Here is an 11,806-nt window from a genome sequence, read left to right as displayed (position 1 = left end):
AGGCTTACAAGTTTTACTTCAGCAAAACACCTCGTTTGTTCAGTACCGGAACATCAGCTAAGGCTTTGTCGTTGATGGTATTGCTGCGGAAGACATAGGTTTTGTCGTAAAGTTTGTCGCCGATAAAAAACGTCACCATGAATTCGTTGTTCAGCTGCAAGACATTGTTTTCCAGCAATTCGATTTTTACCGAAGAATTCGGCTCCACTTCCTTAAACGCATGACGGAAGGTTCCGGTTTTGCGGTCTTCGCCGTTGATTTGTCCGTAGGCTCTGGACACCACTATGGCCATTTCCAGTTTGGCATCGCTGTCGTTAATCAGGTGGGCATACCAGGAGTTTTCCATAAAATCGTCGTTCCATTCCTGAACGGCGGCCACATACACCTTTTCCACTTTTGGTATACTAATATCCTTCTGCATAGCGTTGACTTTTTAATAAGCGGCAAATTTACTATAATTAACCTTTTACCGATACCATTTAAGCCACGAATTCACGAATTTTCTACTAATTCAATACGACAGAATAATTCGTGAATTTGTGGCCTTTATATTTAAAAGCAGAAGTCTTGCCTATATACTGGATTTAAACTGTTCCAGAAAACGCACATCGTTCTCATAAAACATTCGGATATCGCCAATCTGGTACAACAGCATTGCAATACGCTCGATTCCCATACCAAAAGCGAAACCGTTGTACTTGTCCGCATCGATACCACAGTTTTTCAAAACGTTCGGATCGACCATTCCGCAACCCATGATTTCCAGCCAGCCGGTGCCTTTGGTGATGCGGTAATCAGTTTCCGTTTTTAAACCCCAGTAAATATCCACCTCAGCACTTGGCTCCGTGAACGGGAAATAACTCGGACGCAAACGGATCTTCGATTTTCCGAACATTTCCTTGGTGAAATACAACAACGTCTGTTTCAAATCGGCAAAGGAAACATTCTGGTCGATGTACAAACCTTCCACCTGATGGAAAATACAGTGCGAACGCGACGAAACCGCTTCGTTACGGAACACACGTCCCGGTGAAATGGTACGGATCGGCGGCTTGTTGCTTTCCATATAGCGCACCTGTACCGATGAAGTATGTGTACGCAACAACACATCCGGATTCGTCTGGATGAAAAACGTGTCCTGCATGTCGCGCGCCGGATGGTATTCCGGTAAGTTCAACGCGGTAAAGTTGTGCCAGTCGTCTTCGATTTCCGGACCTTCGGAAACGTTGAACCCGATGTTGGAAAAAATATCGACAATTTGGTTTTTTACGATCGAAATCGGATGACGCGAACCGATAACCAAAGGTTCCCCCGGACGCGTTAAATCACCATACACGCCACCAGCTACTTCTTTACTTTCCATAGCTTCCTGAAGGGTTTTCACCTTGTCTTCCGCCGTGGTTTTCAACAGGTTGATTACCTGACCGAATTCTTTTTTTTGGTCGTTCGGCACGTTTTTAAATTCGGCAAAAAGGTCTTTCAGCAAGCCTTTGCTTCCTAAAAACTTAATGCGAAACGCTTCTAAAGCATCTTTGTTATCGGTGGTAAATGCCTGGGCTTCACCTATGTATTCTTTAATCTTATCAGTCATCGTCATATGCAATAATTGGATGCAAATTTAGTTTTTTTTGAGTGATTAGTAAAGAGTAATCCGGAATTAGTTCCAAATACTTAATCAATCAGTTCTTTTTCCAAAAAGTAGTTCACAATGGCTTCTTTCATCAGGACCGCCTGCTCACCGGCTTTTAACGGCGGCAGTTGCTCTTTTACCTTGTAATGCGGCCATCTGTCGGCATCAAAATAGTCGAATTCATAATAACCGTAGGGTTCCAGCAAACGGCAAATGGCGATGTGCATCAGGTTGAGCTTTTCGTCTTTTTTGAATTTCCGGTTGAGTTGCCCCAATTCCTGCACACCGATTAGGTAAATGATAGCGTCCAAATCGAGTATCTCGCCATCGGCAAACTGATTGGATAATATGTTGACCACTGCATCCCAGCGGGTTTTTAACTGTTCGTCTCTTGACATAGTTCTAAGTTAGAAGTCAGAAGTAGGAAGTTTTTCCTGTTTATAAAATCAGACTTAATTTACGGCAAAGATACTAAGTTGCAGCGCGAGAATTACGGTTTCGAAAAAGTCTTTTTCGCTTTTTACTTTTTACTTGTCCCGCTTCTTTTATCTTTGCTCTTATTACTATTCTCTTACTTTATGGGTTTTATCGATATTGCTTTAGCGGCTTTACTGGTTTTTGGCTTAATCAAAGGGTTGCGCAACGGTCTTTTTGTGGAACTGGCTTCGCTGGTTGCTTTTTTCGTCGGAATTTATGCCGCGGTTAAGTTTTCGTACCTTGCTAAAGCCCTGTTAGAAGAAGCAGTTTCCTGGTCCCCTAAAACGGTACAGCTTACGGCTTTTGTGCTGACGCTGGTTGTCGTTGTGATCGCCATTCACCTGTTGGCCAAAATTTTTACCGGTATCGCGGATTTCGCTTTTTTAGGCTGGCTGAACACTTTAGGCGGCGGTGTTTTTGCGGTGCTGAAGACGGTTTTGCTGCTCGGCATTGTACTCAGTCTGTTCCAAAAGGTAAACCTCAACAACATGCTGGTATCGCAGGAAACTCAGGAAAACTCTTTGCTTTTCCATCCGATTTTAAAAACTTCGGAAGTCTTGCTCCCGGTTCTGACCGATTGGTTTGAAGCGTTGAAAAATACCGAATTTCCCCAACAAGAGGCAAACCAATAACGGCAACTGAGTTTAGAACTGCTTCAGCTCTTTAATCGCGGCTCTTTCAATCCAGCCCTGCGTTTCATCGGTTAATTCGATTTTCGCCCATTTGTCTTGGGTTTCCAACACAAAAACCTTGGTGCCTTCGTGCAACTCGAAAGCTGCAGGTGCAGCGGCTTTAGGTTCGTTTTTCACAGGAGCAACTTCGGCAAAAACTATCGCCGGACGTTCGCTGTTGTAATGCTTGCGTTCCAGCACGGCAGCGCCCACACTTACGGCAATAACCAGCAAGGCCAGTATCATGCCTGCAAAAAACAAGCGCTTCATCAAAGACGTAGGGCCAAAATAATAGCCGGTAAAAAACAGCAGAAACACCGTGGAAAACACCGTGGCAATCCAGGCCCAGGTATCATAGTGAAAAACATCTAAAGCTTCGTTCAGCATTTGGGAAAACCCTACTTTCGGCACGACTTTGATTTCGTCGATGGCCATTTTCTGGGCAAATTTCAGATTGGTCTGAATTTCCGCATCGTTGGGTTGTAGCAACAAGGCTTTTTCATAATGGTAAATCGCCGGCGCAACTTTGTGCAGTTTGTAATAGGCATTGCCCAAATTGAAATGCAATTCCGCCGATTGCTGTCCGGACTTCAGAATTCCTTCATACATACCAACAGCCTCTTCAAATTGTTCGCTTTTGTACAATTCGTTGCCCTTCTGAAAAACAGATTGCGCGAAGAGGGTCTGGGCAATCATTAAAAATAGATATACTAGCTTTTTCATGGTTTCCAATTTAAATCTGCTTGCTCAATTCTGAAATGACACTTACGGCTTTGTCGTAGTCCTGCTGCATCGCCACACTGGTTGACGGCGCGTAACGGGCGAATTCGCAGTTCTTCATCAGGGTCATGAAATCGGTTACGGTTTCGGCTTGTGCTTTTTTGGACACCAGCAGTTCCTGAATGTTTTCCTTGCTCATTTCCGAGGTTTCTATGGAAAGTTTGGCTTTCAGGAAGTTGTGCAGCGCGCGTTCCATCGCATCGTAAAACGGTTCTTTGTTGCCCATTTGCTTGCTGGCTTCCGACAGGAATTTTTTCGCCAGCTTGTTCGACTGACGGATGCGGTTTCCGGTGACGTCGCGGTCGATGGCTTCTTTTTTCTTCTTCGCCAGAATGATAATCGGGATGATACAAAACGGTGCCAGCAACAAGGCATAAAACAATCCGGAACCTAAGAAATCCTTGCGGTTAACCGGCAACAATTCGGCATTTGATTTGATAAAGGCAAACTGGTCGCTTTTGGTAACCGTTTGCTTGTTTGCCGAAGCAGCAGCTTCACTACTATTCGGCATCACACCGTCCAGTACGTTAAGCTGAATGGCTTCTGAAGACAAGGTTTTATAGCTTTTCGTATTCAGATCAAAATAGCTGAACGTAAGCGGTTTGATGGTATAGGTTCCCTTGTACTGCGGTACGATGGTGTAATTGTCGGAAATCGTGCCCTGCATCCCGGTTAACGGCGTGGTTACGTTTTCTTTGTGTTCCGGGTCGTACATTTCCAAAGCATTCGGCACTACCGGTTTGGGTAAGGTGAACAACTTCATATTCCCTCTTCCGGCGGCACTTACTTCCAGCTGTAACGATTCTCCGGCTTTTAGCGTGGTTTTGGACGGTTTGACTTTAAAATCGAAATGGCCCACGGCTCCGGTGAAGTCTTCGGGTTTTCCGGTTTCCGGCAAGGCTTTTACCGTAATCGATTTGGCACCCGCCGATACTTTTTTGGTGCCGTTCGCATACTCCATTCGGCCAAACATATCGCGTCGGCCGGTTGGCGCCTGCATCGTGATGTCCAGCATTAGCGGTTCGATCGTCAGTTTTCCGGCTTTCTGCGGATATAACACGGTTTTGCGCAGGATGACGTAACGGTAATCTTCGCCGTTGTATTTTCCCATCTGCACCGATAAGTTCTTCACGTCGATACTCTGGCTCCAGAAGTTGTTGTATTTCGGGCTCGTGGCTTCGCGGAAATCGCTCACGCTTACGTACGGGCTCACATACAATTTGTAAATGGCCGTAATCGGTTCGTTTACATACGGATTGGTATTGGATATTTCGGCCACCAGATGAATCCCGTCGCCTTTCAGTTCCGGCGGTGGCGGTGGTGCGACCTGTCGCGGTCTTCGGTTTCCGAAAATAATGGCAAACGGATCTTCCTCTTCTTCGGGTTCGGGTTGTGCCACGGCATTGCCAACCGTTACTTTAACCGGATTGGTCTTGTAGACTTTCCCCCCGATTTCGATTGAAGCCGGTTTGATGATGAACGTTCCCTTTTTGGTAGGCATCAGGAAAAACGAATACGATTTGCTGAAGGATTTCCGGCCGTTTACCCACGAATAATTTACGGATTGGTTGGGTCCGCCGAAAATTTTAAAGCCTTCAAAAGCCGGGGCTTCGAAATTATCGCCGTCGTCGTTCATCGTGAAATCCACGCGAAGACGCTCGTTAATCCCTATGGTGCTTTTACTCACTGTAGCTTTGAATTCCACCTGAGCCAGTAATGACTGAGCTGTCAGTAACAGTAAAAGAATGTATTTGTTCATAATCGCTTGCTTCATTAGTATCCTACCAGTCTTTCTCGTTGCGTTTTGGCGTTCCTTTTACTTCGCGTCCTTTTACGCGCTCCTGAATTTTCTTTTCTTCATTGTTCAGCGCGTCTAACAGATTTTCCATGCGTTGCTTGGAAGCGCCGCCCTGTTGCGGTTTTTGCTGTTGTTGGTCTTGGTCGCCTTTACCGTCTTTGTTGTCAGGGTTCTTCGGATCGTCTTTTTTGTCTTGGTTTTTGTCTTTGTTCTGATCTTGCTGATCCTTATTCTGATCTTTGTTGTCCTTCGGCTGCTGATCTTTGTTCTGATCTTTATTTTTGTCCTTATCCTTATCGTCTTTGTTGTTCTTCGGCGGATTCTCTTTTAATTTCTGTTTGGCCAAGGCGTAATTGTAACGGGTTTCCTCGTCGTTCGGATTGTTGCGCAGGGCATTTTTATAGGCTTCCACCGCGCCCTGATAGTTTTTTTCCGTCATTAAAGCGTTGCCCAGGTTGTGAAAGGCTTTGTGTTTTTCCGCTTTGGTTTGCGCTTCGGCAATCGCTCTTGAAAACGAACTTTTCGCTTCCGACGGTTGCTTCTGACGGTAAATCGCATTGCCTAAATTGTACGACGCCATGGCCGATTTCGGGTTTTTGAACTGGGATTTCCGGTATTCCACTTCTGCTTCGGCATATTTTTTTTCTTCGAATTCGCCGTTGCCTTTAGGCAGATTTCGGTCTTTCTCCTGAGCAAAAAGCGCGGCAGCAAAAAGCAACATCCCGTAAATTAGCAGCTGTTTCATCAGGCTTTATTCTTTTCATTAAACAAATTCAACTTCTTCACCCAGGCGGTTTTGCGTTCCAGAAAGAAAGCGTCCAACAGTAGCAAAAAGAACGCCAGTCCTAAAAACCACTGGAATTGGGATTCGAAATCGGCAATCTGCTGGCTTTCAAAATCGGTTTTTTCCAGATTGTCCAGTCCGTTTTTCACATACTCCAGCACTTCTTTGGTGCTTCCGCCGAAAACATAACCGCCATTGGCATTTTTCGCAATGGTTTTCAGGGTTTCCGGATACAGTTTGGTGATCACCGTTTCGCCGTTCTGGTCTTTCTTGAAACTTTCAATCACGCCGTTATGACGCAACGGTATCGGGCCTCCTTTTTCGGTTCCGATACCGATGGTGATGACTTTTATCTTTTTGTCTTTGATTTCTTCCAACGCGTCTTCAAAGCCTTCGCCGTGGTCTTCTCCGTCCGAAAGCATGATGATCAGTTTACTGGTTTGCGGATTGTCAAAATAGGAAGCGGCTAATTTAAGGGCATCACCTAAAGCCGTACCTTGCGAGGAAACCATGTCGGTATTCATCCCTTGCAGGTACATTTTGGCCACGCTGTAATCGGTGGTTATCGGTAAAACCGGATAGGCACTTCCAGCATAGCCTACAATCCCGATGCGGTCGCTGCCCAACTGGTTGATAATCTGGGACACCACTTGTTTGCTCTTTTCCAGACGGTTCGGCGCGAGGTCTTCCGCCAGCATGCTTTTGGAGATGTCTACGGCAAAGACGATATCAATTCCCTGTCGCTTCACGGTTTCCATCTTGGTTCCGATTTTCGGATTGACCAACGCCACGATTAATGCCGCAAGCCCCAGTAAAACCACAATCAGTTTCAAAACGGGTTTGAAGGTGGATTTTTCAGGACTCAAGTGCTGTAACAAGGCCAAATCGCCAAATTCCCGCTGCTTTTTGCGCTGCCAGTACAAATTGACCAAAAAAAGCAACAGCACCACCGGAAGCAGGGCTAAAAGGTAAAAATATTTCGGTTCGTCAAATTCCCACATAATTCTTTAAAATTTCAAAAAACGACTCCCTAAATAAAACTTCTGAAAATAGTTTTTCGCAATAACAGTTCCAACACGACTAAACCAAGCGCCAACAAGGCTAACGAACGGTATTTTTCATCGTAATTGTAAAAACGCTGTTCCATGACTTCGGTGGTTTCCAGTTTGTTGATTTCGTTGTAAATACTCGTCAGACTCTGGTTGCTCGTGGCCCGGAAGTATTTTCCTCCGGTCATGGCGGCGATTTCTTTCATGAGTTTTTCGTCAATTTCCACCTTCATCTTTTTGAAGAGGAATTGTCCGTTCGGAGCGATGGCATACGGAAATTCTGCCATTCCGTTGGTTCCGATACCGATGGTGTACACTTTCACACCGTATTCCCTCGCAATTTCGGAGGCCATTCTCGGATCGATAAAACCGGAATTGTTGATCCCGTCCGTCAGCAAAATAATGACTTTGCTCTTCGCTTTACTGTCTTTCAAACGGTTGACCGCCGTGGCCAGTCCCACTCCGATACCCGTTCCGTCCTGCAAAATGTTGTCGTATTTTACGCCTTCCAAAGCGTCCAGCACTATGGCTTTATCGCTGGTTACCGGAGTTTTGGTGTAGCTTTCCGCCGCGTAAACCACCAGACCGATCCGGTCGTTGGGACGTTGCTCGACAAATTCTGCAGCTACGCGTTTTAAGGCTTCCATCCGGTTGGGTTTCAGGTCTTTGGCCAGCATACTTCCAGATACGTCGATGGCCATGACAATGTCGATACCGCGTGTGGTTCTCGATTTGTTGGTTACATCCGTAGACTGTGGTCGGGCCAGGGCGGTGATTAAAGTGGCTAATGCCAAAAGGCGCAACGCAAATAAAAGCGGTTTCAGTTTCGGCAAAACAGAACCCGCCGTCTTGAATCCCTGAACGGAACTTATTTTTAACGTAGGTCTTTGTTCGTTCTTCTTCCAAAAATACCAGGCAATGACTATCGGTAAAACCAAAAACAGCCAAAAGAATTCCGGATGGGCAAAAGTGATAGTCTTCATCATGGCGCTGCTTTTCTTAATTCTAATGATTCCAGGATTCGGGCGGTGATTTTGCTTCCGTATTCGTCTCCTTCTTCGTGGAAGAGCAAAATCTGCTGCAACCCGCCTTCCTGACTGAACATTACAAATTCATAATATACTTTTATCGAACGCTTGGTGATTTTGTCGATCATGTTCATGGTTCCGTAAGCTTTACGGCCGGAAAGTCCTTCCGGAGTGCTGAAATCTTCGGTTTTGATGATGATGTCCTGAGCGCCTTTGGCTTCCAAAGCCTGTAACCCGGCTTCAAGCGCCTTATCCAATTCGATTGGGGTTTGCTGCTTGTATTTTAATGTGCTCAGCATGATGTAATAATCGTCGAAATAGCCGCCGTATTCAAACACCTGCATTTCTTTAACTACTGCCATCATTTGTTTTCCGATTTCTTTCGTTACGTCTTTACGCTTCAGAACATCGGGTGTGGCAACAATCATGCCTGGGTTTCCGTACTCACTGGTAATCCAGTCTTTCTCATACATTTCCTGAGTGGATTCGCCAAACAGGTTGTATTTGTCGAAAAAATAATAAGCCCCGGCAAAAAGAAGCGCAAAACCCACACCAAAGCCAATGAGCTGATTGCGTTTTCTGATTTTCTTCAGACGCAGCTCTTCCTGATGTCTTGCATAGGCGATGCTTTCCTCGTCCTCCACTTCTTTCGGCAACGCTTTGTCGATGGTAAGAATAATGCTTTCGATGTTTTTGCGGTCTTCGGCAATTTCAAAATCCAGTGGTTTGGATTTGGCGAATTTTACCAAATCGGCGTTTTTCAGGATTTTTTCGAAGGTTTGCATGGTTTCCTGTCGGATGCCCATTTTCTTTTTCAGCGAAGCTTTTTGCATCGCCTCGAGCAATTCGTCGGTAGTGCTTTCCATCGCCGGAATGTGTACCGTTTCTTCGATATAGGTTCGGGTAATATCGGTCATTTCGGAGTAATACGACTTCACGTCGCCCTGCTCCAAAAGGGATTTTTTCTCTAAGTTTTGCAGCAAACTGGTCGCTTTTTCAATAGGGGTCGCATACACCACTTCTTCGGCAACCGGTCGGTTTTTGTATTTTTTGTACAACCAATAGCCCAAAAAGGCCAGTGCTGCCAGTACCGCCAAAGCGAGAAGGAACCACCAAAAATCGGACGAAGTGTCCTGCGGCTTCATAATCGGTTTGATGTCGTACATTTTTTGTTTCAACGTATCTACTACGACCGGATTTACCTCCACGACAGCCGAATCGGACAGAAACTGCTTGTTGCCGATTAATACCGGAATTCTCGGAATCACGTAACGGCCGGAATCAAACTGCGTTAATCCGTACTTTTTAATGAATTCGAAAGTGGCGTCTTTCTTAACGGTATCAATCGGATAGGATTCCAACACTTCCAATTGGCCAATATTTTTTACATCCGGAAAGGCGACCCGGGTTTCTTTGGTCCCTTTTACTTTCAGGGTAAGATGAAACTGGGAACCGATTTTAATTTTCGCGGAATCCACGATGGTTTGTACCGGCTGCTGGGCAAAACCAAATGTCGCCAACAGCAAAAAAAGTACGATGTAATATTTTTTAAGCATTAACTTCTTGATTTAAAATAACCCAACAATTTCATCACATAACTTTCATCCACTCGGGTATTGACAACACCGGAACCGCAACGGGAAAACGTATCTTTAAAATATTTTACGTTGGCCTGATAGTTTTTCTCGTATTCCAGACGCACCGCTTTCGAATTGGTGTTGACCACGGTAATTTCACCGGTTTCGGCATCTTCCATGGTGACCATTCCCAGATTCGGAATTGTTTCTTCGCGGTGGTCGTACACCCGGATTCCGGTTACGTCGTGTTTTTTCCCGGCGATTTTTAAGGTTTGTTCGTAATCCGATGTCATGAAATCGGAAATTAAAAACACGATGGCTTTCTTTTTCTGAACGCCGGAAAGGAATTTCAAGGCCTGCGACAAATCGGTTTTCCGGCTTTTGGGCTGAAATTCAATCAGTTCGCGGATGATGCGCAACACGTGCGATTTTCCTTTTTTGGGCGGAATGAACAATTCGATCTGATCGGAAAACAGGATCAGTCCGATTTTGTCGTTGTTTTGCGTTGCCGAAAAGGCCATGGTGGCGGCGATTTCGGTAATCACCTCGCTTTTCAGCTGGTTTTGGGTTCCGAAACTTTGTGAGCCGCTACAGTCGACCATCAGCATCATGGTGAGTTCGCGTTCTTCTTCGAACACCTTGATGTACGGTTCGTTATAGCGCGCCGTTACATTCCAGTCAATCGCACGGACGTCGTCTCCGAACTGGTACTGGCGCACTTCCGAAAAGGTCATCCCGCGGCCTTTAAACGACGTATGGTATTCACCCGAAAAGATGTGATCACTCAATCTTCGGGTTTTGATTTCGATTTTGCGTACTTTTTTGAGTAATTCTTTGGTATCCATTTTTTCAGTGGTCAGTGGTCAAGCCGTCAGTGGTCAGTTAAATTCGTTGCGAAAAGCAACTGATTACTGATTACTAAAAACTGCGAACTGATTAAGGCACTTCAACCTCGTTAACGATTTTGTTGATGATGTCTACCGAAGTGATGTTTTCGGCTTCGGCTTCGTAGGTTACCCCGATTCGGTGACGCAACACATCGTGTACTACGGCGCGGACGTCTTCCGGAATAACATACCCTCTGCGCTTGATGAACGCATAACATTTGGCAGCCATCGCCAGATTGATACTACCCCGCGGAGATGCTCCGAAACTGATCAGCGGTTTTAAATCGGCTAATTTGTATTTTTCCGGATAACGGGTGGCAAAGATGATATCTAAAATGTATTTTTCGATTTTTTCGTCCATGTAGACTTCGCGAACGGCTTGTTGGGCGCGTAAAATCTGGTCTAAGGAAACCACTTGATTTACTTTTTCAAAGCCGCCGTTTAAGTTTTGACGGATCACCAGACGCTCGTCTTCCATTTTCGGATAGTCGATTACGGTTTTCAGCATGAAACGGTCTACCTGTGCTTCCGGTAACGGATAGGTTCCTTCCTGCTCCACCGGGTTTTGTGTAGCCATTACCAAAAACGGTTTGTCCAGCTTGAAGGTTTCGTCGCCAATGGTTACCTGTTTTTCCTGCATCGCCTCCAACAGGGCCGACTGTACTTTGGCCGGCGCACGGTTGATCTCATCGGCTAAGACGAAATTGGCAAAAATGGGACCTTTTTTTATCGTGAAATCGTTTTGCTTGATGTTGTAAATCATCGTACCGACAACGTCGGCTGGAAGTAAATCGGGGGTAAACTGAATACGGCTGAACGAACCGTGAACGGCCTGCGACAAGGTGTTAATCGCCAGGGTTTTGGCCAACCCGGGAACCCCTTCCAAAAGGATATGCCCCTGACCCAAAAGTCCAATTAACAAACGTTCCACCATGTGCTTCTGTCCGACAATTACCTTGTTCATCTCCATGGTCAGAAGGTCGATAAAGGCACTTTCTCTTTCTATTTTTTCATTGATTGCCCTAATGTCCAAAGTAGTTGTATTTTCTTCCATTATGTTACTTTTTTTGAGCCGTGAATTTAATAAGATATTTTAACACTGCAAATTGAAAATTAATTTAGTGT

At 45.3% G+C, this 11,806-nt stretch carries 12 protein-coding genes; 1 reads left to right on the top strand and 11 read right to left on the bottom strand.

Going from position 1 to position 11,806, the window contains the following annotated elements; all coding sequences use genetic code 11:
- Positions 1–13: 13 nt before the first annotated feature.
- The 3 genes from G498_RS0106500 to G498_RS0106490 form a co-directional block, all read right to left on the bottom strand.
- Positions 14–421: a hypothetical protein gene (locus G498_RS0106500; protein ID WP_026980436.1), complete on the bottom strand. Its 408-nt coding sequence runs from the start codon at positions 419–421 to the stop codon at positions 14–16.
- A gap of 150 nt (positions 422–571) precedes the next feature.
- A complete protein-coding gene (gene pheS / locus G498_RS0106495; protein ID WP_026980435.1) occupies positions 572–1,591 on the bottom strand; it encodes a phenylalanine--tRNA ligase subunit alpha in 1,020 nt (339 codons plus the stop codon).
- An 80-nt stretch (positions 1,592–1,671) separates the two neighbouring features.
- A complete protein-coding gene (locus tag G498_RS0106490) occupies positions 1,672–2,028 on the bottom strand; it encodes a hypothetical protein (protein ID WP_026980434.1) in 357 nt (118 codons plus the stop codon).
- A 180-nt stretch (positions 2,029–2,208) separates the two neighbouring features.
- Between G498_RS0106490 and G498_RS0106485 the strand changes: the two genes are divergently transcribed.
- Positions 2,209–2,739: a CvpA family protein gene (locus G498_RS0106485; protein WP_026980433.1), complete on the top strand. Its 531-nt coding sequence runs from the start codon at positions 2,209–2,211 to the stop codon at positions 2,737–2,739.
- A gap of 12 nt (positions 2,740–2,751) precedes the next feature.
- Here the strand turns inward: G498_RS0106485 and G498_RS0106480 are convergent, their stop codons facing one another.
- The 8 genes from G498_RS0106480 to G498_RS0106445 form a co-directional block, all read right to left on the bottom strand.
- A complete protein-coding gene (locus G498_RS0106480; RefSeq protein ID WP_026980432.1) occupies positions 2,752–3,501 on the bottom strand; it encodes a tetratricopeptide repeat protein in 750 nt (249 codons plus the stop codon).
- 10 nt (positions 3,502–3,511) lie between these two features.
- Positions 3,512–5,332 (bottom strand): BatD family protein, encoded by a 1,821-nt coding sequence (locus tag G498_RS0106475; RefSeq protein WP_394330615.1) that lies wholly within the window; start codon positions 5,330–5,332, stop codon positions 3,512–3,514.
- Between the two features lie 7 nt (positions 5,333–5,339).
- Positions 5,340–6,101, bottom strand: a complete 762-nt coding sequence (locus G498_RS0106470; protein ID WP_026980430.1) for a tetratricopeptide repeat protein — start codon at positions 6,099–6,101, stop codon at positions 5,340–5,342.
- Positions 6,101–7,141: a vWA domain-containing protein gene (locus G498_RS0106465; RefSeq protein WP_026980429.1), complete on the bottom strand. Its 1,041-nt coding sequence runs from the start codon at positions 7,139–7,141 to the stop codon at positions 6,101–6,103. Before G498_RS0106465 ends, G498_RS0106470 begins: the two co-directional genes overlap by 1 nt.
- Before the next feature lie 29 nt (positions 7,142–7,170).
- Complete coding sequence (locus tag G498_RS0106460; protein ID WP_026980428.1) at positions 7,171–8,172, bottom strand: vWA domain-containing protein; 1,002 nt, start codon at positions 8,170–8,172, stop codon at positions 7,171–7,173.
- The gene (locus tag G498_RS0106455) at positions 8,172–9,773 is read right to left on the bottom strand and encodes a hypothetical protein (RefSeq protein ID WP_026980427.1); all 1,602 of its coding nucleotides are present in this window, start codon (positions 9,771–9,773) and stop codon (positions 8,172–8,174) included. The genes G498_RS0106460 and G498_RS0106455 overlap by 1 nt, the downstream gene beginning before the upstream one ends.
- Positions 9,773–10,639, bottom strand: a complete 867-nt coding sequence (locus tag G498_RS0106450; RefSeq protein ID WP_026980426.1) for a DUF58 domain-containing protein — start codon at positions 10,637–10,639, stop codon at positions 9,773–9,775. Before G498_RS0106450 ends, G498_RS0106455 begins: the two co-directional genes overlap by 1 nt.
- Before the next feature lie 91 nt (positions 10,640–10,730).
- Positions 10,731–11,735, bottom strand: a complete 1,005-nt coding sequence (locus G498_RS0106445) for an AAA family ATPase (protein WP_026980425.1) — start codon at positions 11,733–11,735, stop codon at positions 10,731–10,733.
- Between the last annotated feature and the right edge of the window lie 71 nt (positions 11,736–11,806).

The sequence above is a fragment of the Flavobacterium suncheonense GH29-5 = DSM 17707 genome, from assembly GCF_000430025.1.
GTDB classification, from domain to species: Bacteria; Bacteroidota; Bacteroidia; order Flavobacteriales; family Flavobacteriaceae; genus Flavobacterium; species Flavobacterium suncheonense.
This window is presented reverse-complemented; position numbering and strand designations above follow the sequence as displayed.

What these genes read in the sequence shown, in the direction of transcription:
- G498_RS0106500 (WP_026980436.1), bottom strand. Translation starts at nt 421, where the DNA reads ATGCAGAAGGATATTAGTATACCAAAAGTGGAAAAGGTGTATGTGGCC.
- pheS (WP_026980435.1), bottom strand. Translation starts at nt 1,591, where the DNA reads ATGACTGATAAGATTAAAGAATACATAGGTGAAGCCCAGGCATTTACC.
- G498_RS0106490 (WP_026980434.1), bottom strand. Translation starts at nt 2,028, where the DNA reads ATGTCAAGAGACGAACAGTTAAAAACCCGCTGGGATGCAGTGGTCAAC.
- G498_RS0106485 (WP_026980433.1), top strand. Translation starts at nt 2,209, where the DNA reads ATGGGTTTTATCGATATTGCTTTAGCGGCTTTACTGGTTTTTGGCTTA.
- G498_RS0106480 (WP_026980432.1), bottom strand. Translation starts at nt 3,501, where the DNA reads ATGAAAAAGCTAGTATATCTATTTTTAATGATTGCCCAGACCCTCTTC.
- G498_RS0106475 (WP_394330615.1), bottom strand. Translation starts at nt 5,332, where the DNA reads ATGAAGCAAGCGATTATGAACAAATACATTCTTTTACTGTTACTGACA.
- G498_RS0106470 (WP_026980430.1), bottom strand. Translation starts at nt 6,101, where the DNA reads ATGAAACAGCTGCTAATTTACGGGATGTTGCTTTTTGCTGCCGCGCTT.
- G498_RS0106465 (WP_026980429.1), bottom strand. Translation starts at nt 7,141, where the DNA reads ATGTGGGAATTTGACGAACCGAAATATTTTTACCTTTTAGCCCTGCTT.
- G498_RS0106460 (WP_026980428.1), bottom strand. Translation starts at nt 8,172, where the DNA reads ATGAAGACTATCACTTTTGCCCATCCGGAATTCTTTTGGCTGTTTTTG.
- G498_RS0106455 (WP_026980427.1), bottom strand. Translation starts at nt 9,773, where the DNA reads ATGCTTAAAAAATATTACATCGTACTTTTTTTGCTGTTGGCGACATTT.
- G498_RS0106450 (WP_026980426.1), bottom strand. Translation starts at nt 10,639, where the DNA reads ATGGATACCAAAGAATTACTCAAAAAAGTACGCAAAATCGAAATCAAA.
- G498_RS0106445 (WP_026980425.1), bottom strand. Translation starts at nt 11,735, where the DNA reads ATGGAAGAAAATACAACTACTTTGGACATTAGGGCAATCAATGAAAAA.